The organism is Thalassococcus sp. BH17M4-6 (genome assembly GCF_049323015.1).
Lineage (GTDB): Bacteria > Pseudomonadota > Alphaproteobacteria > Rhodobacterales > Rhodobacteraceae > Puniceibacterium.
On the sequence record NZ_JBMPGU010000006.1, the window covers coordinates 69,260 to 95,621 of the forward strand.

Below are 26,362 nucleotides of genomic sequence, written 5' to 3' on the forward strand. Positions count from 1 at the left end.
CAGCGGAGCGCACATGACAGAAAAGTCCATCAACCCGACCCTCAAGACCGCCCTCGAACTGGGGCCGGTGATCGCCTTCTTTGCCGCCTACCTGCTGCTCAAGGACGATGTATTCGTGATCGGCGGCACTGAATACGACGGGTTCATCCTGGTGACCGCGGGCTTTGTGCCGCTGATGATCGTGACGACGGCGATCCTGTGGCGCCTGACCGGCACGCTCAACCGCATGCAGGTGATGACGGTGGTGCTGGTAACAGTGTTCGGCGGCCTCTCGGTCTGGCTTAACGACGACCGGTTCTTCAAGATGAAGCCGACGATGATCTACCTGCTGTTCGCGGCGATCCTGGGCGTCGGCCTGCTGCGCGGCAAAAGCTACCTGCGAATGGTCATGGACGGGCTGATGCCGCTGCAAGAAGAAGGCTGGACCCTGTTGACCAAGCGCGTCACCGCGCTCTTCTTCGGCCTCGCGGTCCTGAACGAGATCATCTGGCGCACCATGAGCACGGAAACATGGGTCTATTTCAAGACCTTCGGGCTGACGGCGGCGATCTTTCTCTTCTTCATGTCGCAGACCGGGCTCTTTCGCAAATACGCGGTGGAGAGCGACGACAAGGCCTAGCCGCAGGCCAGCGCCCGGTCGATATCGGCGCGGCCGCGATAGGGCGCCAGCGGCGTCACGGTGAGCTGACCTGCCGAGAGGCGCACCGCCATGACCCGGGTCCAGTCGGCATCGGCCAGGATCATCTCGGGGCCGGTGCCGCACTCGCGCAGGCCGCCCAGTATGTAGTCCCACCCGATACTGTGGTTGGTGAGCCCGGCCAGGTCCGCGACCGGGGAAAGCCTTTCGCCCTCGAGCCGCCAGACGCGCAGGGTCTTGGCCAGATGCGGGCGGTCGACATAGGCGATCTCGACCCGGCCATCGCCATCCAGATCGGCGGCGCCCACGGGCGCCAGCCAGCGATTGCGGCGGCCGATGTAGGGCGTCGCGGTCACCAGCCCCTCTGCCCCGTAAAGCGCCAGCCGCGCGCCGCGGCGCAGGTCGGATTCGACGACCATCGCAATGGTCTGCCCGCTGTCGGTGCGGATGAGGCGCGGCGCGAGATCCTCGAAGACGCGGGTCTGCGGCAGGGTCAGTCGGACCCCGCGCGGCGCACAGGTGGGACAATCGCGCAGGCGCAGCACCAGCGCGCCCCATTCGATCGCGTCACCCAGGACACCGTGATCGTAGCGATCGGTGGGGGCCGCGTATTCAGCGCCCACAACCTGCGGGGCGGTCTGCGCAATCGCGCTGCCGGTGCCGCAGGAGGACCCCAGCCACAGGCCCATCGCACAGAACGCGCCGCGGGCGATCCCGCGCCACCGGCGCCACGGCAGACGCGGCGCCGCCGACCTCATCAGATCTGTTTTTCCGGCATCTGTACGACCAGCCCGTCCAGCGCGTCGGTCACCTTCAGCTGGCAGGTCAGGCGCGACCTTTCGGGGTTCGGCTCATAGGCGAAGTCGAGCATGTCCTCTTCCATGTCTTCCTTCGCGGGCAGCTTTTCCACCCACGCGGGGTCGACGTAGACATGGCAGGTCGAACAGGCGCAGGCACCGCCGCAATCCGCCTCGATGCCCGGAATGTTGTTGTCGCGCGCACCTTCCATCACCGTCAGGCCGTTGGCCACCTCGACCACATGCTCGGTCCCGTTGTGCTCGATATACGTGATCTTCGCCATTTGGGGTCTCTCCTCAGAAACAATCGCACCTTACCTAGCTTTGCGATCCGCCGCCTTCCAGCCCTTTCGCGCGGCAGCCGGGGCCGCCACGCGAAATTTCCGCTTTTTTGGCTTCTCGACCGCCACTGACGGCGCCCAAACCCGCGCCGATGCGGCTGGGCGACAACAACGCCGCCCAAAACCCGCCGATGCGGCGGGCCGCGCCGACGTCGCACTTTGCAGCGGCGCGCAAGCCCGCTAAAGTCTTGGCAAAACGCCCGTATCAGAGGCAGAGCAGTCAGATGATCCGTCCCGCCCCGTTCCTTCCGGCCGTGCTGATGCTGGCCGCGGCCTGCGCGCCTGCCGACGGCGTGACCCGCAGCGCCGCCGAACTGCAGGCCATCGCCACCACGCAGCAGCCCGACGGCAGTTGCTGGGCGCGCGAGGTGACCCCCGCCATCTATGAGCAGGTGCCGGGCCAGGTGCAGGTGGTTCAGGCCGAAATCGCCGATGACGGCACGGTCCTCCGCCCGCCGATCTATCGCAACGCGACCGTGCCCAAGGTGGTCAAGCCGCGCGGCGAGCTGACGTTCGAAGCCCCCTGCCCCGACCAGATGACGCCGGAATTCATCGGATCGGTTCAGCGCGCGCTCAAGGTGCGCGCCCTCTACCGCGGCGACATCACCCGCCGCATGGATCCGCCGACCATCGCCGCCATACGCCGGTATCAGGCCAAGCGCGGCCTGCAAAGCGGGCATCTGTCGCTGGAAACCGCCCGGGCGCTCGGGCTGATCGCGGTGGAGCTTCCGGCAGGGTAAGGCCGCGCCCGATCAGGAGGCTTTTGCCGACAGCCGGGCCTGCGCGTCGGGCATCCCGGTCAGCCGCTGCCGGGCCGCGTGCTTGTCGTCGAACATCCGCGCATCCGCGATATCCAGCAGATGCGCCACATCCGGGGCGTCCTGCGGCCAGGCTGACGTCCCGAGCGCCACCGACAAATCGGTAACCCAGTCGTCCGTGCCCGCGATCCGAAGCGGAGCGGACACCGCCGCCTTGATCCGCATCGAAATCTTGCGCACCTCGCCCGGCGGGGCCCCCGACATCCAGATAGCGAATTCATCGCCGCCCATGCGCCCCACGATATCGCCCTGCCGCACCTCGGCCCGGAGACGCATGGCCGTGGCCCGCAGCACCGCATCGCCCGCGGCATGACCGTGACGGTCGTTCACCGGCTTGAATTTGTCGAGGTCCAGGAAAAGCATCGTGCCTTTCGTCACCCGCCCGCAGCCCAGGGTCGTCTCAACCGCCTCGACAAAGCCGCGGCGGTTCAGCAGGCCGGTCAGCGCGTCGGTGCCCACCAGCTCGCGCAGGCGCGCGGTTTCGCGGCGCAGGTCGTCATGTTCGGCATGGATGCGGCGCAGCCGGTCACGGTTAAGCTTGGCCGCGGACTGGACGGCGATGAAGCGACCCACCAGCGACTGCGACCGGTCGCCCTGGAACAACGCAACGCCGCCACCGCTGCCGTCGGCCAGGTCGAGCCGCCGGGCATGATAGATCGCGGGTGCGTCCGGTTGCAGGAAGAGCCGCACATAGACCGGGCCAGAGCTGCGCAGCAGTCTGCGCAGTGCGGCGGCGATCTGCGCACCGGTCGTCTCGCCAAGGTCGGTCACGTAAGCGGGGGGCGTGACGCACTGACCCCGCGCGCGGCCGTTCATCCAGAGCACCCGCCCTTCGGCATCCACAAGCAGGCAGGGGTCGGGGGCAGTTTCAAGTGCAAGCCGGATGCCGGCGATCAGGGCGTCGGGATCATGAATAGAATTCTTGACCATGCCGAGTACCGCTGCTGCGATCCAGGTTGACCACCACGCGGCATCCGGCCGCGCCACTTGCGATGGTTTGCGTGAGCTGCACCCGGGCGTATCCGCGCGCCTCTGCGGTGATGCGGCCAAAGACATTCGTCGTCATCATGCAGAGCGAGCTCCGCCCGATCACCCGGCTGGCAAAGGGACAGCGGCTGTTGACAAAGACGATCTGGTCGTCGCTCACGCTTTCCAGTTCGAATGCGCCACCGATCCGGTGTTTGAGATCGACCAGAAGACGCCCGATCAGCTCCGGTTCGCGCGGCAGGCCCTGCAGTTCCGCGGAATAAAGCGCCCCGATCCGCAGGCCCAGCGTTTCCCCGACAACCGAGACGAAGGCTGACGAATCCTCGAGCCCGATGACATCTTCCAGCGTGCCCGCCAGAGTGCTGACGATATCACCAAAGAACGCCTCTGCATTCAGATCCACCGGGGCGCGTTCCGGGGCCACCGTTTTCAAACCGTCCGTACCGTTCATACAAATCACCGAGTCTGTTTGTTTGCCTCTGTTTTCGCATCCGGCGGCTTAAGTCTTGGTAAACGGAACATGGGTATTTCGTCGAAAAACAATAAAAAAACGCCCCGGTTAAGGGGCGTTCCTTTGGGTCGGGGTCTGGCTGCGCGCTAGTCGCCCAGCGAAAGGGCCACGAAACGCGGATCGCCGCCCCGCCGGACCAGCAGCAGCAGCGACTTGCGCCCTGCCTCTTCCGCATCGTCGATGCGATCCTGCAGATCGCCCAGGCTGAGCACGGCGGATTGGCCCGCCTCGGTGATCACGTCGTTTTCGCGCAGGCCCTTTTCAAAAGCCTCGGATGCCTCGTCGACCGAGACCACGACAAGACCCTTGACGGTGTCGTCCAGATTCAGATCCTCGCGCACGGCTTCGGTCACCGGGCTGAGTGTCATGCCCAGGATTTCGAGTTCGGCCGGGTCTTCCTCCGCCTGCGGATCGTCCTGCGCCGCCGGCATGGTGCCTTCGGCTTCTTCCCGGCGGCCCAAGGTGACCCGCAGTGTCTCGGTCGCGCCTTCGCGCAGCACCACCACGCGGACGGTCTTGCCGACCTCGGTATTGCCGACCTGCCGCACAAGGCCGCGGGTGTCCTCGACCTCGCGGCCGTCAAAGCTGGTGATGACGTCACCGGCCTCCATGCCCGCGTCCTTGGCGGGGCCGTCGGGCACATCGGTCACCAGCGCGCCCGCCACGGTCTCGAGGCCCATCGCCTCGGCCACGTCGTCGGTCACGTCCTGAATGCGCACGCCCAGCCAGCCCCGGCGGGTTTCGCCGAATTCCTTGAGCTGGTTGACCACACGCACCACGACGTTCGACGCCATGGAAAAGCCGATGCCGATCGACCCGCCGTTGGGTGACAGGATCGCGGTGTTCACCCCGATCACGTCGCCCGCCATGTTGAAAAGCGGCCCGCCCGAGTTGCCGCGGTTGATCGCCGCGTCGGTCTGGATGTAGTCGTCATAGGTGCCCGAAAGCGCCCGGTTGCGCGCTGACACGATGCCCGCGCTGACCGAAAAGCCCTGGCCCAGCGGGTTGCCCATGGCCATCACCCAGTCGCCCACGCGCGCCGTGTCGCTGTCGCCGAAGTTCACGAACTTGAGCGGCACATCCGCCGACACCTTCAACAGCGCGATATCGGTGTTGGGATCGGTGCCGACAAGCTCTGCGGGAAGCTCGAACCCTTCGAAGAATTCGACCTGGATTTCATCCGCGCCGTCGATCACGTGGTTGTTGGTCACCACAAAGCCGTCTTCCGAGATCACGAAGCCTGATCCCAGCGCAGACGACCGTCTCGGCCTGTCGCCACCGCCGCCGTTGCGGTCCTGAAATTCGCGAAAGAAATCCTCGAACGGGGAGCCTTCGGGCACGATGCCCTGCGGCCCGGTGCGCCCGGCAACCGTCGTTGATGTGGTGATATTGACCACCGACGGGCTGATCCGGTCGGCCAGATCGGCAAAGCTTTTCGGAGCGCCCTGCGCTCCGGCCATCAGCGATTGCGAAAGGATCAGCACCATGGACAGCGTGGCCAGCCAGAAGAGGCGCAGCGTTGTTGCCTTGTCTTGCACGAGAGCGAGGGATTGCGGTTTCAACGTGAACTCCTTGTCGTTGCGGCCAGCCGGTCATGGCGGCACGCGTCACTACCCGGCTTCAACATAGGGGCCTTGCGCCGACACTCAAAGCCCCTTGTGCGCTTTCAAGCGGAAGTGATGGCCGGGGCCGCGGCTTTCATTCCGCAAAAATCCGTTTGCGGGCTGCGGGCGCCATGCTACCCTGACGCGAATTGTAACGGCGGCCCGCCCCGCCCCAGCCATTTTGAAACACGGTCCCGGTTGCGTCGCATGTCCCTTTTTTCGCAGTTCGAACGTCTGGTCAGCGCTGTGGAAACCATCGCGAGCGACGTGCCCACCGACGCCGAAAAAGCTGCGGCAGAGCGGGAACGGGCCGATGCCGAGGAAAAGGCCCGAAAGGAAGCAGCGCGAAAGGCCGTGGAGGATGCGGCCAAAGCCAAGACCGCCGCGACCCTGAAAAAGGACACCGAAGCCCTGGCCCGCATCGCGGCGCTGTCTTCGTCGCAACGGTCGTCCTGGTTCTGGTTCTACGGCATCTTCGCCTTTGCGGCCTTCACGCTGATGGGCACCACCGACGCCGATTTCTTCAAGTTCACCGCGACGACCAAGTTGCCGGTGCTGAACTATGACGTGAACCTTCTGCAATTCATGACGCTTTCGCCAGTGGTGCTGCTGGTCATGCACATCTACCTCCACGTCCAGCTAGAGCTGGTCTGGGGCGATCTGGCGAAGGTCAGCCCGAAGATCGAAGGCCAACCGCTGTCCACCTTCACCCCCGCATGGCTGCTGATCGAGGCCGCGCTTTATGTGCGCAGTTGGCGGCGAAAAACGCCCGACGAGGACGCGATCGTCAGCAGGACCTTCCTCGGCAAGATCGGCGTTCTGGTGACCATGATCCTGATGTGGGGCGGCGCGCCCCTGACAATCGGCGGCTTCTGGTTCCGGTCTTTCGTTCTGCACGACTATGGGCTTTCCCTGCGGCTTGGTCTGGTTCTCTTGACCGCCATCCTCGTCAGTTTCTGGAGCCTGTGGCGGATGATCGATTCATTGGGACCACAGCACGCCAAAGCGTCGTAACGACAGGACGGTCCGATGCAGATACGCCCCCCTTCATGGCGAAAGAAGGTCAAGAGCCAACCGGTGAGGTTGTTTGGACGCACCGAAGAAAGGCCACCGGCCGCGAACATTCGGCCCGTCCTGGTGCTGATCTTCCTGATAATTTCTGCCGCGGTCTTTGCCGTGACCAGTCTGCGCACGACGGGGCGGCTTGCCCAATCGGATCCGCTGTGGCCAGGCGCCGTGCACGCCAACCTGACCGGCAAGGCGCTGGCCACCAAACCGGCGGACTGGCGGCCGCGGGTCACCGCGAGGCGCATCTATTTCTCGGAATGGTGCAAGCGCTTCGACACGCCCACCTGCCCAGAAACCGTGGCCGAAGCCGAGCGTCTGCTGGTGCGACAGGATTTCAACGACGAATTCGATGATCTGCGCCGTGACTATATCGCGGCGCTGCCCACGACATCGTTCAGCGGGCGTGACCTGAGACAGGCAGAGATGGCCGATGCTTTCGCACCTGGGGTGTCATTTGCCGGGGCCGACCTGACCGGCGCCAAGCTGGACCGGGCGCTGCTTGAATTGGCCACGCTCACGGATGTCACGCTGGCCGAAACGGATTTCACCGATGCCAAACTGCCCGCGACACAGATCACGGGCGGCACGGCCCACACCGTCGACTTCAGCCTTGCCAATCTGTCGCAATCGCGGATCGCATTCGATCACCTGAATGGGGCAGATTTCAGCGGCGCGAACCTGGCGGATACCCGGCTGAGCGGTCGGGTGACGGGGTTGTTCACAGATGCGCCGCGACAGGCGCTGAGCCTGCGCGGCGCCGACCTCTCCGGGCTCAGGATCGAAAACAGCCTGATCACCCCCTCGGAGGACCCCGACGCGCTTCGAGGTGTCAATATTCTCGGGCTCGACGCGTATAACGGCACCGTCAGCCCGGTGCCGGGGCGCCAGCTTCGTCTTGACGGAACCGCGCTGCGCTGGATCGATCTCTCAGCCGTTTACCTGCCGGTGGACGCAGAGACGCTGCCTTTCGAAACCTGGCCGCGCGTCTTCGCAAACAGCTTTGGCGACCGGTCGGTCACCTTGCCACCCGGCGCGCGGTATCCCTGCCAATGGCTGCAAGAGATCCGGCCCGGTTTTCGCAAATTCTTCGGCACTTGGCGCGCCTGGCTGGAAAAGGGCGGCAGGCCCTGGCCGCCCATGCCGGAGGTGGGCCGACTGACCGATGTCGAGGCCACCAGCGATGGCGGGACCGACGAATTCACGCTCGACACGGTCGAGGCCTTGCCCGAAAACATCCCCGAAAATTGCGACTGGAAATAGCGAGTCAGCCCGCCAGCACGCCCTTCGCCACCCACAGGAACATCACGCCGACCGCCACGGCGCCCAGGCCGACGTTGCGGCGCATGTCCTCGGGCATGGCGCGCAGCGCCTCGAGCAGTTGCTCAACAAGCGAAGGGGCCAGTGCGTACACCAGCCCCTCGATCACCAGAACCAGTCCGATCCCGGTCAGAATGTCCTGCATCACTGCCCCGCGACGGCGCCGCCCTGGGCACGTTCGTTCTTGAAGTAGTCGAAGAACTGGCTGTCGGGCGTCATCACCATGGTCGAGTTTCCGCCCGAAAGCGCATTCTCGTAGGCCTGAAGCGAGCGGTAGAAGGCAAAGAATTCCTCATCCTCGCCAAAGGCTTCGGCGAAGATCCGGTTGCGTTCGGCATCCGCCTCACCGCGAATGACCTGTGCTTCGCGTTCCGCCTCGGACAGGGTTTCGGTCACGGTCCGGTCGGCCAGCGCGCGGACGCGCTGTGCGGCCTCGTTACCGCGGGCGATTTCGTCCGCCGCTTCGCGTTCGCGTTCCGCCCGCATCCGGGCAAAGGTCGCTTCGAGGTTCTGCGCGGGCAGGTTCGTCTGCTTGAGCCGCACGTCCACCACATCAAGGCCAAGGCCCCGGGCAGAGATACGCGCCTGATCACGGATCCGCGTCATCAATTCGCGCCGGTCTTCGGACAGGATCGTGTCGGACGTCACCTGATCGGCACCCAGCACCTCGCGGATCTGGGCGTTGAGAACCGAGCTTAGCCGGTCCTCTGCGGCGCGAATGCCGCCGACGCCCACGGCCTGCCGGAACTGCACCACGTCAGAAATGCGGTAGCGCGCAAAGGCGTCCACGACCAGTCGCCGGTCGTCCGACGGCGTGACCTCGATGGTTTCGGTATCAAGGCTCAGGATACGGTCGTCGTATTTCACCACCTCCTGGATGATCGGGATCTTGAACGCCAGGCCCGGTTCTTCCTTCACGGCCTTGATCTGGCCGAATTGCAGCACCAGCGCCTTTTCACGTTCGTCCACCACGAACACGGCAGAGAGCAGCGTGACCACCACGACCACAAGGATCGGCAACAGGAAAGTTGTTTTCCGCATGATCTTAGTTCCCCTCGCCCGAACGGTTCCGGTTCAGCTCGTTCAGCGGAAGGTAGGGCACGACACCGCCGCCCTGCCCGTCGCTGCCGGTGACCGACTCGTCCAGGATCATCTTTTCCACATTGCCCAGCACGCGCTCCATCGTCTCGATGTAAAGACGCTTGCGGGTCACATCTTCGGCCTTGGAATATTCCTCCAGCACCGACGTGAAGCGCGATGCCTCACCCAAGGCGCCGTTGACCTCGCGCGCACGGTAGCCTTCCGCCTCTTCGCGGGTCTGGGCCGCGGCACCGCGTGCCTCGGCCAGAACGCGGTTGGCATAGGCATCCGCCTGGCGCTGCAGCCTGTCGCGCTCCTGTTCGGCGGCCTGCACCTCGCGGAAGGCGTCGATCACCTCGGCGGGCGGGTCGGCGGTATCCAGGTTGACCCGAACGATGTTGATGCCACTGTCGTATTCATCCAGCGTGTTCTGGATGTCCTGCATCGCGGTATCGGCGATCAGTCCACGGTCGCGGTTGAGGATAGGGGCCAGGTTCGAGGCGGCGATGATCTCGCGCATCACCGATTCTGACACCGCGCCCACCGTCAGTTGCGGATCGCGGATGTTGAACAGCAGCTTGGCCGGGTCGTTGATGTTCCAGACCACCTGAAATTCGATGTCGACGATGTTGGCGTCAGTGGTCAGCATCAGCCCGTCGCCGTTGTTGCCGCGCCGCGCGCCGATGTTTTCGGTGCGTTCTGAGGTCACGTTGACCACCTCGTAGGTCACGAGCGGCCACGTGGCAAAGTTCAGACCTGGGTTGCCGGTGCTCGAATATTCGCCGAGGAAAAGCTCGACCGACTGTTCTTCGGGTTTGACAGTGTAGAAGCTGGCAAAAGCCCAAAGCGCGATGGCGCCAAGAACCGCGATGCCGATGGTGCCACGGGTCAGCTTTGGCCCGCCACCGCCGCCCGATCCGCCGGGCGTGCCGCCAGATCCGCCGCCGCGCCCGCCCATGAGCACGCGCAGGCGTTCTTGGCCCTTCTTCATCAGCTCGTCGATTTCGGGAATCTGTCCCTGATTGTCCTCGGGCCTGCGCCCGCCACCATTCTGACCCCGGTTGTCACCGGGTCCGCGGCCACCGCCGCCTTGGCCACCGTTGCTGCCCCCGCCGCCCCAGGGGCCGCCATTGTTGCCTGCCATCTAGTTCTTCCCTCTCGGTCGTCTGTAACCTGGTGTCATACCTGTGCAGTTTCCCCGCAAATTCAAGCTGTGCGGATCGGATTGCGCATGGTCACGATCTCTTCGGACATGGTTGGATGCACCGCCACGGTGCGGTCGAAATCCTCTTTCGTTGCGCCCATCTTGATCGCGATGCCTGCCAGCTGGATCATTTCGCCCGCGTTGGGTGCTACGATATGACACCCCAGCACCTTGCGGCTTTCGCGGGACACGATCAGCTTCATCAGCACCCGGTCGGACCGGTCGATGAAGGCCGACTGCATGGGGCGGAAACTGGTGCAATAGACATCGATCTCTTCGCGGTCGCGGGCGTCCTCCTCAGTCAGGCCGATGGTGCCCAGTTCCGGCTGGGTGAAGACAGCCGACGGAATGAGGTCGTGATCAACCGGCGTGGGATTGCCCTTGAACACCGTTTCGACAAACGCCATGCCTTCGCGGATCGCCACGGGCGTCAGGTTCACGCGGTCGGTCACGTCCCCGATGGCATAGATGCTGGGCACGGCGGTCTGGCTGTATTCATCGACAACGATCTGGCCGTTACGGCCCAGCTTGACGCCCGCCTCTTCCAGCCCAAGACCGTCGGTATTCGGCTTGCGCCCGGTCGCGAACAGCACGCGGTCGAAGACGCGTATGTTGCCGTTGGTGGCCTTGACCCAGACCGGGCCTTTCCGGGTGCCGCCACCGTGATCTTCGCGGCCCATCATCGCGCTGTCACCAGCGCTGTCGCCCATCTGCTGCACCGACGCGCCCAGGCCGCCTTCGGCATCCTCGCCCTCCTGGGCACAGCGCATGTCCACGATGTTGGTGCCGGTGTGCAGGTCGATGCCGCGCTGCTTCATTTCCTCGGCAATCAGGCCGCGCGCCTCTTCGTCAAAGCCGCGCAGGATCTGCGCGCCGCGGTAATACTGCGTCACCTCCACGCCCAGCCCGTGCAGGATGCAGGCGAATTCGCAGGCGATGTAACCGCCGCCGACAATCAGGATGGATTTCGGCAGCGCGTCCATGTGGAACAGATCGTCCGACACCAGACCCAGATCGGCATTGGCCATGTCGGGACGCACCGGGTGGCCGCCCGCGGCCACGAGGATGTGCTTGGCGGTCTTTTCCTCGCCATTGGACAGGGCAACGGTGTGCGGATCCTTGATCGTGGCGCGGCAGTCGAAAGTCTCGACCCCTGAACCGCTCAGCAATTTTCGGTAGATGCCTTCAAGCCGGTCAAGCTCTCCGTGCAGGCGCCTTGAAAACGCGGTCCAGTCGAATGGCCCCGCCTTGACGTCCCAGCCATAGGCCACCGCATCCTCGACGTGACCGGCATATTCGCTGGCAAAGACCATGAGCTTTTTCGGCACGCAGCCCCGGATCACGCAGGTACCGCCATAGCGGCTTTCCTCGGCCAGCCCGACCTTGGCGCCCGCCTCTCCGGCCGCGACGCGCGCCGCGCGCACGCCGCCCGACCCACCGCCAATAACAAAAAGATCATAGTCGAAATCGGACATGCCCGGAGCCCTCTTGCCGTTCGAGGGCGAGGTATCCCATAGGTCCCGCCCCTTGGCCAGAGCGGGGCCGCAAAAACACGCAAACGCGCCATTTCGGGGGCGGACCAGGATCGAGAACGCCGCAGGCTGCGCCCCGGCGCGCGGATCAGTCGCTCATATCGCCGAACAGGTTCTCGGTCTCGACGAATTCAAGCCGGTCTTCCTGCACCGTGCCCGCGTTGATGTCGCGCATTTCGATCCGGCCATCGCCAAAGCCGATCAGCACCACATCGCAAATGTCGATGAAGAGCCCGTTTTCCACCACGCCGGGGATCTGGTTGAGAACCATCGCCAGCTGCCGCGGGTTGCCGATGCGGCCCAGGTGCAGGTCAAGGATATGGTTACCCTCATCGGTAATGAACGGCCGGTCGCCGGTCATGCGCAGGGTCGCGCCACGGCCCATCACATCCATCGCCACCAGCGTTTCCTCGATCAGCGCCTGGGTGGTGGGCCAGCCAAAGGGGATGACCTCGACCGGCAGGGGGAAGGCGCCCAGGTTTTCCACCTCTTTCGCGGCATCGGCGATGACGATCATCTGATCGCTCGCGGTGGCCACGATCTTTTCCTGCAAAAGCGCGCCGCCGCCGCCCTTGATGAGGTTCAGTTCGGCGTCGAATTCGTCGGCCCCGTCGATGGTCAGGTCCAGCCACTTCGCCTCGTCCAGGCTGATGACCTCGATCCCCACTTCGCGCGCCAGTTCGGCGGTGCGCGTCGATGTCGGCACGCCGCGGAACTTCAGCCCGTCGTCGCGCACCATTTCGCCCAGGCAGCGCACCAGCCAGGCGGCGGTGCTGCCGGTGCCCAGGCCGACGCGCATGCCGTCCTCCACGAAATCCGCGGCGCGCTTGGCGGCAACGAACTTGGCCTTGTCGATGGGTGAGAGTTCTCCGGTCATGTGCAGCATTCTCCGTCCGATGTCGGGCGTTTCCGATACCGGGCGTTATAGGCCGAGCCATCCCGGTACGCGAGGGGCAATCCACCCGTCTGCGCGCTGAAAGGCCCAGTCCCGTCACATCCTGTCAGAGAGCACTCAAAAGCCACCAAAAGACCAGCACGCCCGCGAGGGTCAGAGCGATGCGATCCAGTATATGTCCCATAGGCAGGTCCTCCTCGACCTTACCCCCCAGTGTCGTTCTGTCACCCTAATACGATGTTAAGCAGCTTCCGTTTCGCACGACCAGAGGTCGTTTTTCGATGGTGGGAATCCGCCGACGCGCGATAGGACACCCCCATGACGCAGCCATACCGCCTTCACTATGCCCCTGACAATGCCTCGCTCGTGATTCGACTGGCATTGCTGGAACTTGAGCAGCCGTTCGACACGATTCTGGTCGACCGGACGAGCCGCGCGCAGGACGGTGCGGCCTACCGCCGGGTCAACCCCGTGGGCCGCATCCCGGCGCTGGAAACGCCGCAGGGGCCGATCTTTGAAACCGCGGCGATCCTGCTGTGGCTGGCCGACCGTCATGGCGGGCTGATGCCGCATCCTGACGCGGCAGAGCGCGGCGCGGCGCTGTCCTGGCTGTTCTTTCTGTCCAACACGCTACACGCGGAACTGCGGATGCTTTTCTACGCGAAGACCTATGCAGGCGATGCCGCCGCCCCGGCGCTGCGGGGCCGGCTTCACGGCTCGCTGGCCGGGCATCTGGCGCTGCTGGACCGCACCGCCGGGGGCAAGCCGGGCTTTCTGAACAGCCCGGACGTGTCGGCCTGCGATCTTTACCTTTGCGCCATGCTGCGCTGGTGCGCACTTTATCCGATCGGCGCCACCGGCTGGTTCGCCCTGCGCGACTATCCCGCCCTGCACGACCTTGCGGTCCGGCTTGAGGCGCGCGACAATGCCCGCAGCGCCGCCGCCGCCGAAGGGCTGGGTCCCACCCCGTTTTCCGCTCCGCGCCCCGCAACTCCACCGGAAGGGAGTGCCACCTGAAATGTTCTTGTCGGTATTCGAAATGTTCAAGGTCGGCATCGGCCCGTCCTCGTCGCACACCATGGGGCCGATGGTGGCCGCCGCGCGGTTTCTGGACGCGATGCGCGCCGCGCCGTTCCGCTTTGCCGGGCTCAAGGGGTCGCTGCACGGATCGCTGGCCTTTACCGGTGTGGGCCATGCCACCGACCGTGCGACGATCCTGGGCCTCGCCGGGTTCGTGCCCGAAACCTATGACCGCGAAAAGGCGGATTTGGCGCTGGACCGGATTCGCGAAACCGGCACCGTGACGCCCGAGGGTCTGCCCGAACTGCGCTTTGATCCCGCGAGCGATCTTGTCTTCGACTACGACCGCAAACTGCCCGGTCATGCCAACGGCATGATCCTGATGGCCACGGATGCGCAGGGCGACGTCGTGCTGCAGGAAACCTATTATTCGGTCGGCGGCGGCTTCGTCCTCACCGAGGACGAGTTGGCCGCGGGCAAGGACACCGACGACGGCGCGCCGGTCCCCTTCCCGTTCAAATCCGCGGCCGAGATGCTGGCCATGGCAGAGGAGTCGGGCCTGAGCATCGCCCAGATGAAACGCGCCAACGAGGTGTCGCGCGGCGGGGCCGACAAGCTCGACCGCGGTCTGGCGCGGCTCTGGGAGGTGATGAACGACTGCATCGACCGCGGCCTTGCGTCGGACGGTGTGTTGCCAGGCGGGCTCAAGGTCCGCCGCCGGGCCCGCGCCATCCACGATGCGCTGCAGGCCGAACGCGGACTGAACCAAAGCGCGCCGCATACGATCAACGACTGGATGTCGACCTACGCGATGGCCGTGAACGAGGAAAACGCCGCCGGTGGGCAGGTCGTCACCGCGCCGACGAACGGCGCGGCCGGCGTGGTGCCGGCGACGATCCGCTACTATCTCGATCACGTCCCTGGCGCGTCGCGGCGGATGGTGCCCGATTTCCTGCTGACCGCCGCCGCCATTGGCGGGCTGGTGAAATACAACGCCTCGATCTCGGGCGCCGAAGCGGGCTGCCAGGCCGAGGTCGGATCAGCCGCAGCCATGGCAGCGGCCGGCCTGTGTGCTGCCATAGGCGGCACGCCAGCGCAGATCGAAAACGCCGCCGAAATCGCGCTCGAGCATCATCTGGGCATGACCTGCGATCCGGTCAAAGGGCTGGTGCAGGTGCCCTGCATCGAACGCAACGGCCTGGGCGCGATCAAGGCCGTGTCGGCCGCATCCCTGGCCCTGCGGGGCGACGGCGTGCATCTGGTACCACTCGATTCCTGCATCGAAACCATGCGCCAGACCGGCGCGGACATGTCGGAGAAATACAAGGAAACCTCGCTCGGGGGGTTGGCGGTCAACATTCCCAACTGCTGAGGCGCCGTTTTCAACCCTGCGGTTGGTTGAAAACAACGCCTCCCGCATGGCGTGCAGGTGGCGCTTGCCTCCGCAATCGACTCTGTTTAGCGTCAGCGCCATGCATAAGGACAATCCCGTTCTGGGCATCCTCCTGATGCTGGGTTTCTGCATCGTCGCTCCGATGGGCGATGCCGTGGCCAAGCTTCTTGGAGGACAGGTGCCCCTTGGCCAGCTGCTGTTTGTGCGCTTCGGCATACAGGCGCTGCTTCTGATTCCGATCATCCTTGTGACCGGGCGTGTCTGGCGTACGCGCGGGCGGGTACTGGGGCTGACCTTCGTGCGGACTCTTCTGCATATCCTGGGCATCGGCATGATGTTCTCGGCCCTGCGGTACCTGCCGTTGGCCGATGCGGTGGCGATTGCCTTCATCATGCCTTTCCTAATGCTGCTTCTGGGGCATTTCGTGCTGGGCGAAGAGGTCGGCATGCGCCGGATGATCGCCTGCGCCGTTGGGTTTGCCGGGACGCTTCTGGTTGTGCAGCCCGCGTTCGAGCAGGTCGGCTGGCCCGCGCTGCTGCCCTTGGGCGTAGCGGTGAACTTTTCCGTCTTCATGCTGGTCACGCGGCAGATCGCCAAGGATGTCGACCCGATCGGCCTGCAGGCGGTCAGCGGCGTGATGGCGGTCTGCGTCATCGGCCCGGTGCTCTGGCTGGTGCCGGCATCGGCGGTTCCCGGGCTCGACTGGATCGCCCCCAGCGGCAACACCTGGTCGCTGCTGCTGGCCATCGGCGTCCTGGGCACGACAGGGCATCTGCTGATGACATGGTCGCTGCGCTACGCGCCCGGCGCCACGCTTGCCCCGATGCAGTATCTCGAAATTCCCTTCGCCACGATCATCGGCCTTCTGGTCTTTGGCGACCTGCCCAATGTCATGGCCTCGGTGGGCATCTGCATCACGCTGGCCGCGGGGCTTTATATCGTCATGCGGGAACGGGCCATGATGAAGGCTGTTGTGCCAGGGCCTGTCGCACCTGTGCCAAAAGGCTCCTTGGCAGAATAAGCAGCATGAGCGGCGCGTCCATCCTAAGGCGCACTTGCCCGCCGGTGGCCATGTTGGACGTGCCGCCGCGCAGGGCTGGCGCGAATTCCAGCCCGTCGATGGGCCAGCGCAGCCCCTCTGACCGGCCGGTGACGGGCCCCAGCGGAAAAAGCGACACCCGGCAGCCTTCGGGCAGGTCGATGGTGAACTCGGGCGGACAAAGCAGGATCACATCCTCCTCGCCCACCAGCACACAGCGCCGGTCGGCCCGCCGTGCCAGCACCGTCAGCGCCGCCAGTTCGTGATCCACCCGCGCGCCCAGAAACCCCAGCCCCAGCACCAGCGGGGCTGCGATATTGCGCAGGCATTTGTCGAAATCGGTGCTGTCCTGTTCGGTGATCTCGTGCAGCACGTCCTTTGGCAGGGCGGCGCGCGTTTCGGGACGGATCGAATCCATGTCGCCGATCACCGCATCGGGCCGGACACCGGCGTCGACCAGCAAATCGGCGGCGCCATCCGCCGCGACCACGGCGTTTACCGTGTTTTGAAGCTCCAGAACGGCGCCGGGGTTGCGCAAGGCGCCGCCAACCAGCAAAACTGGGCCGGATCGCTGAACAATCGCCGGTATCATCGCGTCATTAATGCCGTTTTGGGAAACAAGACACAATCTAGTCACGAAATGATACCCTTAACGGCACAGATTCGGTCAGCTTTCGACGTGGGCGAACGCTAAACACACTGTTGCAAAAAATGTGAAAGTGAGCAGCACATGGTGAGTTCGAGCAAAATTCTCACGGTATCCTACGGGACCTTCTCCTGTACCCTTGAGGGGTTCGACGATTCGTTCGATACCATGAAGGCGATTGCGGAGTATTTCCGCGACCTCGCTCAGGACGACAGATACTTCGGTGCGGAACCGCCCACGCCGGACGCCGAAATGCTGGCCCGCATTGCCGAACGCGAAATCGAACGTCGGGTCGAGGCGCGGATGGAAAACGGCAGCTACGTGCTGCGCCCGTCGCTGGCCACGCCGCCTGCCGCCGCTGCCGCCAGCGAAGCACCGAACACCGAGGCCGCGCCTGCAGAGGAACCGAAGGCCTTGGCAGAGAGCGAGGCGGCACCGGCCGCCGAGCCGGAAACCGCGCCCGAGGCAGAGACGCCCGAAGAACTCGCACCCGTCGCGGAAGAAACGCCCGACATAAGTGAAGAGGTCGCCCCGGCCGCCAAGATGGCGGAGGACACGGCGGCGACAGACGAACCCGCGTCCGGACCGACCACCCACCCGAAGGCCGATATGGCCGAAGAGAAAACGCCCGAGACCGCCGAAGACGACGCAGCGGATCCGATGTCCGTCGCCCTGGCCGCGCAGCGCGCGATGGCGACGAAGGCCGAAGCCGAATTCGAATTCGAAGCGGCGGACGAAGAGGACCGCGCCGCCGGGGCTGACGCGGAGGTGGCCGAGGATGTCGCCGAAGACATGCCCGCTCCGGCGATTGAACAGCCCGCCGCGAGCGACCCCAACAGTGTCGCCGCCAAGCTTCAGCGCATTCGCGCCGTGGTTTCGGCCAGCAGCGCCAACGCCCCCGCCTATTCCGAGGATCAGCATGCCGACGCGTTGCTTGCCGATGGCGAGGACGACATGGCGCAGGGGGAGGACGCCGCCAGCGACCTGTCCGACGACGACTCGCTGAGCGACAACCTTTTCACCGATACGATCGCCAGCTTCATGGCCGAACAAGACGCCCCCGAAGAGGACGAGCAGCCGGAAGAGCCCGAGGCGGCCCAGGCCACCGCGCGCCCCGTCCGTGCCCGCGTGATCAAGGTCAAGCGCGCCGATTTCGAGGCCGCGGTGGCCGCCGGGCATCTTGAGGAAGTCGAAGACGAGGCCGAGACCACCCGCTCCGAAAGCACGCTGAGCCCAGAGGAAGAGGCCGACCTGGCCCGCGAACTGGCCGAGGTCGAAGCCGAACTCGACGCCGGTTGGGACGTGGATGAAGACGACGCAGAGGATGAGGCCGACGACGGCTTTGACCTCTCGGACGCGCTATCCGACGACGAGGACGATGACGAGGATGACACACTGGAGGAGGCCGTAGCGCCGCCCACGCCGCGCCGGTCCACCGGCCTGCGCCTGCGCCGCAACGCGCCGCCGGTGCCGGTCGCGCTGGACGACGACGACGACGAAGTCGCGCAAGCCGCCGCCCAGCCGGAGCTTGACGACGACGAGGACGAGGACGACGCGATCCTCGCAGCGGCGGCCCGCAAATCCACGGATTGGGACGACGAGGAGGACGACGACGATCTGCACGCCGATCTGTCGGACGCTTTCGATGACGATGACGACGATGATGAAGACGATCCGCATGCGGTCGATCAGATGGACGAAGCCATTGAACGGATGGCTCGCGAGGGCGCCCGCAAGGCGGTGAAGCTGTCCAGTCCGGCCCGCGTCATGCTGACCGAGAACAAGATAGAGGAAGACGATACTTCGGTGTCGCGCATCCTCGACGAAACCAACACTCAACTCGAGGAACCCGAAGGCAACCGCCGCCGGTCCGCCATCGCGCATCTGCGCGCCGCGGTCGCCGCGACCCGGGCCGACCGTATCCTGAGCCGCAAGAAGGACGCCGAGGAAGAGGCCGAACCCTACCGTGCCGATCTCGACCGGGCCGTGCGCCCGCGCCGTCCGGTGGTCGGATCCGACGAACGGTCGCAACGCCCCGAAGCGCCCAAGCCCGCGCCGCTCAAGCTGGTGGCCGAGCAGCGGGTGGATGCGGAAAAGGCCGAAATGGCCGCACCCACCCCGGCCGCGCCGGTGCGCCCCCGCCGCGTGACCCGCGACGCCGATCTCGCCGACGCGTCCCGCGGGGCCGAGGCGGATGGCGAAAGCGCCTTTGCGGAATTCGCCGAGAGCATGGGGGCATCCGAGTTGCCCGAACTGCTGGAGGCCGCCGCCGCCTACATGTCCTTTGTGGAAGGCCGCGAGCAGTTTTCGCGTCCGCAACTGATGACCAAGGTGCGCCAGGCCGAATTGTCGGAATCGAGCCGCGAGGACCGGTTGCGCAGCTTTGGCCAGCTTCTGCGCGAAGGCAAGATCGAGAAGACCCAAGGCGGCCGCTTCACCGCCTCAGACCGGATCAGCTTCCGCCCCGGCAAACGCGCCGCAGGCTGAACCCTCGCCTCATGACTTTGAAACGGCGGACCGCCTGGTCCGCCGTTTTCGTTGCTTTTGGCAAACGAGAGACGCTGTCTCTCGTGCTCTCTGAGGTATTTTGGAACCGAAGAAGTGGGGCGGTGGTCAAGCGTCGTCTTCGGGATCTGCCTGGCCCACGCCCAGAAAAACGAACTTGAAGGGCAAGGCCCAGAGCAGCCCGAGCACCACGTAGATCAGCAGTTCGAGCAGGATCGGCGGGCGATCGAAAAGGCTTACCACGGTGATCGCCACCACGATGTAAACGGGCAGCCCCACCAGCAGGATCAGGGCCGCCAGGCGGCGGCGGGCTTTGTAGCTCAGGGCCATGGGGCGCTCCGGATTGTCAGTCCGCGAAGGGGTCTGTCACCAGAATGGTGTCTTCGCGCTCGGGTGAGGTGGAAAGTAGCGCCACCGGACAGCCGATCAACTCCTCGACGCGGCGCACGTATTTGATCGCCTCGGCCGGCAGGTCGGCCCAGCTGCGCGCGCCTTCGGTGGATTGCGACCAGCCCGGCATTTCCTCATAGATCGGCGTGCAGCGCGCCTGCTGGTCGGCGGCGGTGGGCAGATAGTCCATCCGCGTGCCGTCCAGATCGTAGCCCACGCAGATCTTCAGCGTCTCGAACCCGTCGAGCACATCGAGCTTGGTAAGCGAGATGCCGTTGACGCCCGAGGTGGCGCAGGTCTGGCGGACGAGGCAGGCATCGAACCAGCCGCAGCGGCGCTTGCGCCCGGTGGTGGTGCCGAATTCATGGCCCCGCTCGCCCAGCCGCTGGCCATCCTCGTCGTGCAGTTCCGTGGGGAACGGCCCTTCGCCGACCCGGGTGGTGTAGGCCTTGACGATGCCCAGAACGTAATCGATCGCCCCCGGCCCAATACCGGTGCCGGTTGCCGCCTGCCCCGCGATGACGTTGGACGAGGTCACGAAGGGATAGGTGCCGAAATCGATGTCGAGCAGCGCGCCCTGCGCGCCTTCGAACAGGATGCGGCGGCCCGCCTTGCGCTTTTCGTTCAGCACCTTCCAGACCGGCGCCGCGAAGGGCAGCACCTGCGGGGCGATCTCGCGCAGTTGGGCCAGCAGGGCATCGCGGTCGATCTCGTCGATGCCAAGGCCCCGGCGCAGCGGATTGTGGTGCTGCAGCGCACGGTCCACCCGCGCCTCGAGCGTGGCGTCGTCGGCCAGATCCGCAACCCGGACCGACCGGCGCCCGACCTTGTCCTCGTAGGCCGGGCCGATGCCCCGGCCGGTGGTGCCGATCTTGGTGCCCTTGCTGGCCGCCTCTTCGCGGGCGCGATCCAGCTCGCCGTGGATGGGCAGGATCAACGGGGTGTTTTCGGCAATCATCAGCGTGTCGGGCGTGATCGTGACGCCCTGTTCGCGGATCGTCGCGATCTCGTTCATCAGGTGCCAGGGGTCCAGCACCACGCCGTTGCCGATGACGCTGAGCTTGCCGCCCCGCACCACGCCCGAGGGCAGAGCGTGCAGCTTGTAGACCGTGCCGTCGATGACGAGTGTGTGCCCCGCGTTGTGCCCGCCCTGAAAGCGCGCGATCACATCGGCGCGTTCCGACAGCCAGTCGACGATCTTGCCCTTGCCCTCGTCGCCCCATTGTGCGCCCACGACCACCACGTTTGCCATGTCATCCGACCTTTTCGCATTCCGGTTTCAAACCGTGCATTGCTTATCGGAGCGGCGCGGTCTGCGAAACCACGAAATTGCGCGGGCACTGGACAGCGGCCCGCGGCTTGGGTCATTTGGCCGGAACGGATGAAAGAGGAGAGCGGCATGGGATTCCTGTTGCGTTGGATCTGCGCGCTGGTGCTGGTGACGGCGACCTACAACCCGACCGATTGGAATTACGTGCGCTGGGTGCGCCAGACCTATCCCGACCAGTTGCCGCTGATGGTACTGCTGGGGCTGCTGCTGCTGATCGGATATATCATCTACCTGCGCGCCACGCTGCGGTCGATCGGCGCCTTCGGCATGCTGCTGATCCTCGCGGTCGTGGCCGCGCTCATCTGGGTGCTGATCGATTACGGTTTGCTGGACCTCACGAATCGCGCGCTCACGCAATGGATCGGCATCGTCGCGCTGTCACTGGTGCTGGGCATCGGCCTGAGCTGGAGCCTGGTGCGCCGCAAGCTGTCGGGCCAGGCGGATGTGGACGACGTTGACGAATGACGCTGTCCACAACCTTTCCCTGCCAGCGCCGCATTTGACGCAATTTGCCGGCCTATCCGTCAACCCAGCCGACACGGGACGGAGCGTGCGCGATGAACAGACTTGCTGGATGGGGCCTGAGCGGCCTTGGGGCGGCCTTGCTGGGCCTTTTCGCGCTGCGCTTCCTGGCCAACTACGCGGCGTTCTGGAATGACGTCAACGGCTTCGGCTGGGCCGTGGGCATCACACTCTACAAGTGGCGCAGCCTGCTGGTTCTGGGGCTGTTTTTCGGGCTGCTCGGGTTGGCGCTTCTGACCCGACCACGACAGCGGGCCGCTCCGGGCTGGCGGCGGGACCTGTCGCTGACCTTGCGCGTCGTGGCCGGTCTGGCGCTGGCGATCCCGCTCTTTGAGGCGCTGAAAGACGCCTATGGTTTCGTGCGGATTACGCTGCGGTATGACGGCGACCTGACGAACCTCTTCTACATCCTATATCCCGAACTCTTCGTCGCCTGCCTGGCCCCGCTGGCGCTTTGGATCGCGGCGAACCTCTTGCTCTGGCGCCGCACGCCCGGAAGCTGGCGGATCGGCAACCCGCCGCCCGCGCCCGACAGAGGGGCGTAGAGGCGGGGGCGACGGCTGGCGGGCGTCACATGCCTACCCGCCCCGCAATGCAGAAGGCGGGTTGCGGGACGCACCGGATTTGCATAGATACCCCGCGAACAAGAGCGCAGGTCATCCCGTCCATGGAAAACGTCGTCCTCATCATTCACCTTCTTCTCGCGCTTTCCCTGATCGGCGTCGTGCTGCTGCAACGCTCCGAAGGCGGCGGGCTTGGCATGGGCGGCGGCGGTGGCGGTGCCACGGCTGGCCGGCCTTCGGCAACGCCGCTGGGCAAGGTGACCTGGCTGCTGGCCATCGCGTTCATCTGCACCTCGCTCACGCTTACCATCTTTGCCGCGGCGAACGCGTCGGGCACCTCGATCATGGATCGTCTGGGCGGCTCTGCACCAACCGAGGCTCCGGCCGAAGGCACGACACCGGCGCTGCCCACCGACGGGCTGCTGCCGCCGCCATCGGGCGGGTCGGACGCGCCGCTGGTGCCGCGCGCCGACTGATCCGGCAGGGTCGGGTGGCCGCAAAACACCTGTCCCGCCATCACCACCATAGCTTGAGGCCCGCGCCGGACACGCAACAGCATCTTGCGGTTGTCTGGACAGACAGGCGCGAATCCTCTATATCTTAAATCCCGTGATGCTGTGGCAATTCAACCTGCCGCGGGTGCGCAACATCAAGACCAATTCACGGGGTTCCCGCCACATGGCACGTTTCATCTTCATCACCGGCGGTGTGGTTTCTTCGCTTGGCAAGGGGCTGGCCTCGGCCGCGCTGGGGGCGCTGTTGCAGGCGCGCGGGTTTTCGGTGCGGCTGCGCAAGCTCGACCCCTACCTCAACGTTGATCCGGGCACGATGTCGCCGTTTGAACATGGCGAGGTGTTCGTGACAGACGATGGCGCGGAAACCGACCTCGACCTCGGGCATTACGAACGCTTTACCGGCGTCAGCGCGCGCAAGACCGACAGCATCTCGTCGGGGCGCATCTATTCCAACGTGCTCGAAAAAGAGCGGCGCGGCGATTACTTGGGCAAGACGATCCAGGTCATCCCCCACGTTACCAACGAAATCAAGGACTTCATCCAGATCGGCGAGGATGAGGTCGATTTCATGCTGTGCGAGATCGGCGGCACGGTGGGCGATATCGAAGGCCTGCCGTTCTTTGAAGCGATCCGCCAGTTCAGCCAGGACAAGCCGCGCGGCCAGTGCATCTTCATGCATCTGACCCTGCTGCCCTGGATCAAGGCGAGCGGTGAGCTCAAGACCAAGCCGACGCAGCATTCGGTGAAGGAACTGCGGTCCATCGGGATCGCGCCCGACATCCTGGTCTGCCGGTCCGAAGGGCCGATCCCGGTCAAGGAGCGCGAGAAGCTGGCGCTCTTCTGCAACGTCCGCCCCGACAGCGTGATCGCCGCGCAGGACCTCAAGTCGATCTACGAGGCACCGCTGGCCTATCACCGCGAGGGGCTCGATCAGGCGGTGCTGGATGCGTTCCAGATCACCCCCGCCCCGCGCCCGGTGCTCGACCGCTGGGAAGATGTGGCCGACCGTATCTACAACCCCGAGGGCGAGGTCAATGTGGCCATCGTCGGCAAGTACACGCAGCTTGAGGACGCCTATAAATCCATCGCCGAGGCGCTGACCCACGGCGGCATGGCCAACCGCGTCAAGGTCAACATCCAGTGGGTCGATGCCGAGATTTTCGACTCCGAGGATCCCGCCCCCCACCTCACCGGCTTTCACGCCATTCTGGTCCCCGGCGGCTTTGGCGAACGCGGCACCGAGGGCAAGATCAAGGCCGCGCAATACGCGCGCGAACACAACGTGCCCTATCTGGGCATCTGCCTGGGCATGCAGATGGCGGTGATCGAGGCGGCGCGCAACGTCGCGGGGGTCAAGGCCGCCGGGTCCGAGGAGTTCGACCACGAGGCCGGGAAAAAGCGGTTCGAGCCGGTTGTTTATCACCTGAAGGAATGGGTGCAGGGCAACGAGAAGGTCAACCGTTCGGTGGCCGACGACAAGGGCGGCACGATGCGTCTGGGCGCCTATGACGCGGTGCTGACACCCGGATCGAAGGTCGCCGAAGTCTACGGCACCACCGCCATCGACGAACGCCACCGCCACCGCTACGAGGTCGACATCCAGTACCGTGACGCGCTGGAGAAAGCGGGGCTGTGCTTCACCGGCATGTCCCCGGACGGCAAGCTGCCCGAGATCGTCGAATGGAAGGACCACCCGTGGTTCATCGGCGTGCAGTTCCACCCCGAGCTGAAGTCGAAACCTTTTGACCCGCATCCGCTGTTCAAGGATTTTGTCAGGGCCGCGAAGGATGTGTCGCGGTTGGTGTGATGAGCAATGAAGAGAAAAGTCGAAAACTACAGCGAGATGCAGACAGATTGAACGATGCGCGAGCAGCCTGAAGCGGACCTTGCGCGACCGGGGCGAGGAGCCGCGCCATCGCCGTCGCGCGCGGATGCGATCCGACCTCTGCGCTCCAGCGCTTTATCCCAGCCAAATCCGCACGCCACCCGGCTATGCACCTAGCTCAACCCAATCGCAGCCGCGTGGGGGCGCGACTGCGATGGCGCGGCGGCCGCAAGCGGCCTTGATTCCGCGCGGGGCCTTGCATCAGCGTTGCGTGTTCTGATCGGCAACGTTATTTCCCGCCCTCATGCTGTCCTACCAACACCTCTACCACGCCGGGAACCTTGCGGATGTGCACAAGCACGCGCTGCTGGCGTGGATGCTGGCCTATCTCACGCAAAAGGACAAACCGCTCAGCTATATCGAGACCCATGCCGGGCGCGGGCTCTACGATCTGACCGCCCCCGAGGCGCAGAAGACCGGAGAGGCGGCGGCGGGCATCGCGCGGCTGCGCGCCGCGTTCGCGCCCGATCATCCCTACGCGCAGGCGCTGCGCAACATCGCCGACGCCCATGGTGCGCAGGCCTATCCCGGCTCGCCGCTGCTCGCGCAAACACTGTTGCGCCCCACGGACACGCTGTATCTGGCGGAGTTGCATCCGGGCGAACATGCCGCGCTGCAGACCGCGCTGCAGGCCCGGAACACCCATGTTCTTCATCAGGACGGTCTGACCCTTGCGCAAAGCCTCTGCCCACCGACGCCCCGGCGCGGGCTGCTGCTCATCGACCCGAGCTATGAGGTCAAGACGGAATACGACGCGATCCCCCGCGCGATGGCGCAACTGCACCGGAAATGGAACGTCGGAATCCTGATGCTCTGGTATCCACTGCTGACGTCCGAGGCGCACAAACCGATGCTGCAGGCCCTTGCCCAGCACCTGCCCCACCGGTTTCGCCACGAGGTGCGGTTCCCGCCCATCCGCCCCGGCCACCGAATGACCGGATCGGGCGTCTATGTCGTCAACCCGCCCTTCGGGCTGGACAAGGCGGCGGCTTCGCTGGCCACGCTCTTCAAGGCCTGCCGCTAAAATTCCCGCGCCAGGCCGCGCAAAGCGGTGTAATCTGGGGGCCATGCGCTGGCTTCTCCTTCTCCTCGCCACCCCGGCCCTTGCTTGCGAGGCCCCGGTCTGCCGCGTGGCCGAGGACAGCCTGCGCTTCACCCGCATCATCACTTTCGACACCCTGCCGTCGGGCATGGGCGTGGGCCGCGAACTGCCCGGCATCATCGACCAGGACGGTGCGCGGTTCGGAGAGCATTTTCTGGGCCAAAGCCGGATCGAGGACACGGTCTATGACCGCTTCGCCGGTGATCCGGTGGCACCGCTGACCCTGCAGCCGGGGGCGGCGCGCGAAAACCTGGGCACGATGATGCTGTGGGGGACGACGGTGCTGCACGGGCATGGGCCTGCGCTTTTCCCCAATGCCAATGCCGTGGGCGAAGGCTCGATCGCGGTGCTGTTCGACCGCGACCAACCCGCGCTGGCCTTCGACATTCGCGGCGGCGAGGCGGGCGCCGCCGCCGTCACCTTTCTGCGCCGGGATGGCACGGTCCTCCACCGCATCGCGCTCGGTGATCTGGCCGAAGGGGCGGTGACCTTTCTGCGGGCGGACCAGACCCCCGATATCGCCGGGATCCTGATTGAAAACACCGATCCCGAAGGCATCGGGATCGACAACCTGCGCTTCGAGTTCACCGAACTGATGGGGGCCCTGCCCGCGCCTGCCCCAACAAAGCCGTTTGCGCCGTCCTGAAACGGGACTATATCG

General features: G+C 65.3%; 27 protein-coding genes. 14 read left to right on the forward strand and 13 right to left on the reverse strand.

Going from position 1 to position 26,362, the window contains the following annotated elements; genetic code table 11:
* The first annotated feature begins 13 nt into the window (after positions 1 to 13).
* Entirely contained in the window at positions 14 to 619 is a 606-nt protein-coding gene (locus ACOXXX_RS10365) for an inner membrane-spanning protein YciB (protein WP_422826505.1), read from the forward strand.
* Here the strand turns inward: ACOXXX_RS10365 and ACOXXX_RS10370 are convergent.
* Positions 616 to 1,395, reverse strand: coding sequence for a VCBS repeat-containing protein (locus ACOXXX_RS10370; protein ID WP_422826506.1), 780 nt, complete (start codon positions 1,393 to 1,395; stop codon positions 616 to 618). The two genes, ACOXXX_RS10365 and ACOXXX_RS10370, sit on opposite strands and share 4 nt — an antisense overlap.
* On the reverse strand, positions 1,395 to 1,718 hold the full coding sequence (locus ACOXXX_RS10375) for a 2Fe-2S iron-sulfur cluster-binding protein (protein WP_422826507.1): 324 nt from the start codon (positions 1,716 to 1,718) through the stop codon (positions 1,395 to 1,397). Before ACOXXX_RS10375 ends, ACOXXX_RS10370 begins: the two co-directional genes overlap by 1 nt.
* Before the next feature lie 281 nt (positions 1,719 to 1,999).
* Between ACOXXX_RS10375 and ACOXXX_RS10380 the strand changes: the two genes are divergently transcribed.
* Positions 2,000 to 2,515, forward strand: coding sequence for a peptidoglycan-binding domain-containing protein (locus tag ACOXXX_RS10380; RefSeq protein WP_422826508.1), 516 nt, complete (start codon positions 2,000 to 2,002; stop codon positions 2,513 to 2,515).
* 12 nt (positions 2,516 to 2,527) lie between these two features.
* Here the strand turns inward: ACOXXX_RS10380 and ACOXXX_RS10385 are convergent, their stop codons facing one another.
* The 3 genes from ACOXXX_RS10385 to ACOXXX_RS10395 form a co-directional block, all read right to left on the reverse strand.
* Complete coding sequence (locus ACOXXX_RS10385; protein WP_422826509.1) at positions 2,528 to 3,523, reverse strand: GGDEF domain-containing protein; 996 nt, start codon at positions 3,521 to 3,523, stop codon at positions 2,528 to 2,530.
* Complete coding sequence (locus ACOXXX_RS10390) at positions 3,501 to 4,004, reverse strand: methanogen output domain 1-containing protein (protein WP_422826668.1); 504 nt, start codon at positions 4,002 to 4,004, stop codon at positions 3,501 to 3,503. Before ACOXXX_RS10390 ends, ACOXXX_RS10385 begins: the two co-directional genes overlap by 23 nt.
* 173 nt (positions 4,005 to 4,177) lie before the next feature.
* Entirely contained in the window at positions 4,178 to 5,578 is a 1,401-nt protein-coding gene (locus tag ACOXXX_RS10395; RefSeq protein ID WP_422826669.1) for a Do family serine endopeptidase, read from the reverse strand.
* 324 nt (positions 5,579 to 5,902) lie between these two features.
* Here ACOXXX_RS10395 and ACOXXX_RS10400 point away from each other — a divergent pair, with 324 nt between their 5' ends.
* Both ACOXXX_RS10400 and ACOXXX_RS10405 read left to right on the forward strand, forming a co-directional pair.
* Positions 5,903 to 6,709, forward strand: a complete 807-nt coding sequence (locus ACOXXX_RS10400; RefSeq protein WP_422826510.1) for a hypothetical protein — start codon at positions 5,903 to 5,905, stop codon at positions 6,707 to 6,709.
* Positions 6,710 to 6,871: 162 nt separating this feature from the next.
* Entirely contained in the window at positions 6,872 to 8,023 is a 1,152-nt protein-coding gene (locus ACOXXX_RS10405; RefSeq protein WP_422826511.1) for a pentapeptide repeat-containing protein, read from the forward strand.
* 4 nt (positions 8,024 to 8,027) lie between these two features.
* Here the strand turns inward: ACOXXX_RS10405 and ACOXXX_RS10410 are convergent, their stop codons facing one another.
* The 5 genes from ACOXXX_RS10410 to rpiA all read right to left on the reverse strand — a co-directional run bounded on the left by ACOXXX_RS10410 (position 8,028) and on the right by rpiA (position 12,773).
* Entirely contained in the window at positions 8,028 to 8,225 is a 198-nt protein-coding gene (locus ACOXXX_RS10410; protein ID WP_422826670.1) for a DUF2065 domain-containing protein, read from the reverse strand.
* Positions 8,225 to 9,121, reverse strand: coding sequence for a protease modulator HflC (hflC, locus tag ACOXXX_RS10415; protein WP_422826512.1), 897 nt, complete (start codon positions 9,119 to 9,121; stop codon positions 8,225 to 8,227). Before hflC ends, ACOXXX_RS10410 begins: the two co-directional genes overlap by 1 nt.
* A 4-nt stretch (positions 9,122 to 9,125) precedes the next feature.
* Positions 9,126 to 10,304 (reverse strand): FtsH protease activity modulator HflK, encoded by a 1,179-nt coding sequence (gene hflK / locus ACOXXX_RS10420; RefSeq protein ID WP_422826513.1) that lies wholly within the window; start codon positions 10,302 to 10,304, stop codon positions 9,126 to 9,128.
* Positions 10,305 to 10,366: 62 nt separating this feature from the next.
* A complete protein-coding gene (locus tag ACOXXX_RS10425) occupies positions 10,367 to 11,839 on the reverse strand; it encodes an FAD-dependent oxidoreductase (RefSeq protein ID WP_422826514.1) in 1,473 nt (490 codons plus the stop codon).
* Positions 11,840 to 11,984: 145 nt separating this feature from the next.
* Positions 11,985 to 12,773, reverse strand: coding sequence for a ribose-5-phosphate isomerase RpiA (gene rpiA / locus ACOXXX_RS10430; protein WP_422826515.1), 789 nt, complete (start codon positions 12,771 to 12,773; stop codon positions 11,985 to 11,987).
* Between the two features lie 336 nt (positions 12,774 to 13,109).
* On the opposite strand from rpiA, the gene ACOXXX_RS10435 reads away from it, so the two are divergent.
* The 3 genes from ACOXXX_RS10435 to ACOXXX_RS10445 all read left to right on the forward strand — a co-directional run bounded on the left by ACOXXX_RS10435 (position 13,110) and on the right by ACOXXX_RS10445 (position 16,225).
* Positions 13,110 to 13,808: a glutathione S-transferase family protein gene (locus ACOXXX_RS10435; RefSeq protein ID WP_422826516.1), complete on the forward strand. Its 699-nt coding sequence runs from the start codon at positions 13,110 to 13,112 to the stop codon at positions 13,806 to 13,808.
* 1 nt (position 13,809) lies between these two features.
* The gene (locus tag ACOXXX_RS10440) at positions 13,810 to 15,183 is read left to right on the forward strand and encodes an L-serine ammonia-lyase (protein ID WP_422826517.1); all 1,374 of its coding nucleotides are present in this window, start codon (positions 13,810 to 13,812) and stop codon (positions 15,181 to 15,183) included.
* 100 nt (positions 15,184 to 15,283) lie between these two features.
* Positions 15,284 to 16,225, forward strand: coding sequence for a DMT family transporter (locus ACOXXX_RS10445; protein WP_422826518.1), 942 nt, complete (start codon positions 15,284 to 15,286; stop codon positions 16,223 to 16,225).
* Here the strand turns inward: ACOXXX_RS10445 and ACOXXX_RS10450 are convergent.
* Positions 16,146 to 16,781 carry a thiamine diphosphokinase gene (locus tag ACOXXX_RS10450; RefSeq protein ID WP_422826519.1) on the reverse strand — a complete coding sequence of 212 codons (636 nt, stop codon included), beginning with the start codon at positions 16,779 to 16,781 and terminating at the stop codon, positions 16,146 to 16,148. The two genes, ACOXXX_RS10445 and ACOXXX_RS10450, sit on opposite strands and share 80 nt — an antisense overlap.
* Positions 16,782 to 16,973: 192 nt before the next feature.
* Between ACOXXX_RS10450 and ACOXXX_RS10455 the strand changes: the two genes are divergently transcribed.
* Positions 16,974 to 19,376, forward strand: coding sequence for a hypothetical protein (locus ACOXXX_RS10455; RefSeq protein WP_422826520.1), 2,403 nt, complete (start codon positions 16,974 to 16,976; stop codon positions 19,374 to 19,376).
* Between the two features lie 126 nt (positions 19,377 to 19,502).
* On the opposite strand, the gene ACOXXX_RS10460 is transcribed toward ACOXXX_RS10455, so the two are convergent.
* Together ACOXXX_RS10460 and ACOXXX_RS10465 are read right to left on the reverse strand one after the other, a co-directional pair.
* Complete coding sequence (locus tag ACOXXX_RS10460) at positions 19,503 to 19,724, reverse strand: DUF2842 domain-containing protein (protein ID WP_422826521.1); 222 nt, start codon at positions 19,722 to 19,724, stop codon at positions 19,503 to 19,505.
* 16 nt (positions 19,725 to 19,740) lie between these two features.
* Entirely contained in the window at positions 19,741 to 21,036 is a 1,296-nt protein-coding gene (locus ACOXXX_RS10465; protein WP_422826522.1) for an adenylosuccinate synthase, read from the reverse strand.
* A 147-nt stretch (positions 21,037 to 21,183) separates the two neighbouring features.
* Between ACOXXX_RS10465 and ACOXXX_RS10470 the strand changes: the two genes are divergently transcribed.
* The 6 genes from ACOXXX_RS10470 (at position 21,184) to ACOXXX_RS10495 (ending at position 26,347) form a co-directional block, all read left to right on the forward strand.
* A complete protein-coding gene (locus ACOXXX_RS10470) occupies positions 21,184 to 21,579 on the forward strand; it encodes a DUF6524 family protein (protein ID WP_422826523.1) in 396 nt (131 codons plus the stop codon).
* 92 nt (positions 21,580 to 21,671) lie between these two features.
* Positions 21,672 to 22,181 carry a hypothetical protein gene (locus ACOXXX_RS10475; protein WP_422826524.1) on the forward strand — a complete coding sequence of 170 codons (510 nt, stop codon included), beginning with the start codon at positions 21,672 to 21,674 and terminating at the stop codon, positions 22,179 to 22,181.
* 122 nt (positions 22,182 to 22,303) lie between these two features.
* A complete protein-coding gene (gene secG / locus ACOXXX_RS10480) occupies positions 22,304 to 22,675 on the forward strand; it encodes a preprotein translocase subunit SecG (RefSeq protein WP_422826525.1) in 372 nt (123 codons plus the stop codon).
* 202 nt (positions 22,676 to 22,877) lie between these two features.
* Positions 22,878 to 24,521, forward strand: coding sequence for a CTP synthase (locus ACOXXX_RS10485; protein ID WP_422826526.1), 1,644 nt, complete (start codon positions 22,878 to 22,880; stop codon positions 24,519 to 24,521).
* Positions 24,522 to 24,843: 322 nt separating this feature from the next.
* A complete protein-coding gene (locus tag ACOXXX_RS10490) occupies positions 24,844 to 25,623 on the forward strand; it encodes a 23S rRNA (adenine(2030)-N(6))-methyltransferase RlmJ (RefSeq protein WP_422826527.1) in 780 nt (259 codons plus the stop codon).
* Between the two features lie 43 nt (positions 25,624 to 25,666).
* Positions 25,667 to 26,347 carry a hypothetical protein gene (locus ACOXXX_RS10495; protein ID WP_422826528.1) on the forward strand — a complete coding sequence of 227 codons (681 nt, stop codon included), beginning with the start codon at positions 25,667 to 25,669 and terminating at the stop codon, positions 26,345 to 26,347.
* Positions 26,348 to 26,362 lie beyond the last annotated feature (15 nt).

Bases quoted from the DNA above. Each gene is read 5' to 3' on its own strand.
- ACOXXX_RS10365 (WP_422826505.1), top strand. From the start codon at position 14: ATGACAGAAAAGTCCATCAACCCGACCCTCAAGACCGCCCTCGAACTG.
- ACOXXX_RS10370 (WP_422826506.1), bottom strand. From the start codon at position 1,395: ATGAGGTCGGCGGCGCCGCGTCTGCCGTGGCGCCGGTGGCGCGGGATC.
- ACOXXX_RS10375 (WP_422826507.1), bottom strand. From the start codon at position 1,718: ATGGCGAAGATCACGTATATCGAGCACAACGGGACCGAGCATGTGGTC.
- ACOXXX_RS10380 (WP_422826508.1), top strand. From the start codon at position 2,000: ATGATCCGTCCCGCCCCGTTCCTTCCGGCCGTGCTGATGCTGGCCGCG.
- ACOXXX_RS10385 (WP_422826509.1), bottom strand. From the start codon at position 3,523: ATGGTCAAGAATTCTATTCATGATCCCGACGCCCTGATCGCCGGCATC.
- ACOXXX_RS10395 (WP_422826669.1), bottom strand. From the start codon at position 5,578: ATGGTGCTGATCCTTTCGCAATCGCTGATGGCCGGAGCGCAGGGCGCT.
- ACOXXX_RS10400 (WP_422826510.1), top strand. From the start codon at position 5,903: ATGTCCCTTTTTTCGCAGTTCGAACGTCTGGTCAGCGCTGTGGAAACC.
- ACOXXX_RS10410 (WP_422826670.1), bottom strand. From the start codon at position 8,225: ATGCAGGACATTCTGACCGGGATCGGACTGGTTCTGGTGATCGAGGGG.
- hflC (WP_422826512.1), bottom strand. From the start codon at position 9,121: ATGCGGAAAACAACTTTCCTGTTGCCGATCCTTGTGGTCGTGGTGGTC.
- hflK (WP_422826513.1), bottom strand. From the start codon at position 10,304: ATGGCAGGCAACAATGGCGGCCCCTGGGGCGGCGGGGGCAGCAACGGT.
- ACOXXX_RS10425 (WP_422826514.1), bottom strand. From the start codon at position 11,839: ATGTCCGATTTCGACTATGATCTTTTTGTTATTGGCGGTGGGTCGGGC.
- rpiA (WP_422826515.1), bottom strand. From the start codon at position 12,773: ATGACCGGAGAACTCTCACCCATCGACAAGGCCAAGTTCGTTGCCGCC.
- ACOXXX_RS10435 (WP_422826516.1), top strand. From the start codon at position 13,110: ATGACGCAGCCATACCGCCTTCACTATGCCCCTGACAATGCCTCGCTC.
- ACOXXX_RS10440 (WP_422826517.1), top strand. From the start codon at position 13,810: ATGTTCTTGTCGGTATTCGAAATGTTCAAGGTCGGCATCGGCCCGTCC.
- ACOXXX_RS10445 (WP_422826518.1), top strand. From the start codon at position 15,284: ATGCATAAGGACAATCCCGTTCTGGGCATCCTCCTGATGCTGGGTTTC.
- ACOXXX_RS10455 (WP_422826520.1), top strand. From the start codon at position 16,974: ATGGTGAGTTCGAGCAAAATTCTCACGGTATCCTACGGGACCTTCTCC.
- ACOXXX_RS10460 (WP_422826521.1), bottom strand. From the start codon at position 19,724: ATGGCCCTGAGCTACAAAGCCCGCCGCCGCCTGGCGGCCCTGATCCTG.
- ACOXXX_RS10465 (WP_422826522.1), bottom strand. From the start codon at position 21,036: ATGGCAAACGTGGTGGTCGTGGGCGCACAATGGGGCGACGAGGGCAAG.
- ACOXXX_RS10470 (WP_422826523.1), top strand. From the start codon at position 21,184: ATGGGATTCCTGTTGCGTTGGATCTGCGCGCTGGTGCTGGTGACGGCG.
- ACOXXX_RS10475 (WP_422826524.1), top strand. From the start codon at position 21,672: ATGAACAGACTTGCTGGATGGGGCCTGAGCGGCCTTGGGGCGGCCTTG.
- secG (WP_422826525.1), top strand. From the start codon at position 22,304: ATGGAAAACGTCGTCCTCATCATTCACCTTCTTCTCGCGCTTTCCCTG.
- ACOXXX_RS10485 (WP_422826526.1), top strand. From the start codon at position 22,878: ATGGCACGTTTCATCTTCATCACCGGCGGTGTGGTTTCTTCGCTTGGC.
- ACOXXX_RS10490 (WP_422826527.1), top strand. From the start codon at position 24,844: ATGCTGTCCTACCAACACCTCTACCACGCCGGGAACCTTGCGGATGTG.
- ACOXXX_RS10495 (WP_422826528.1), top strand. From the start codon at position 25,667: ATGCGCTGGCTTCTCCTTCTCCTCGCCACCCCGGCCCTTGCTTGCGAG.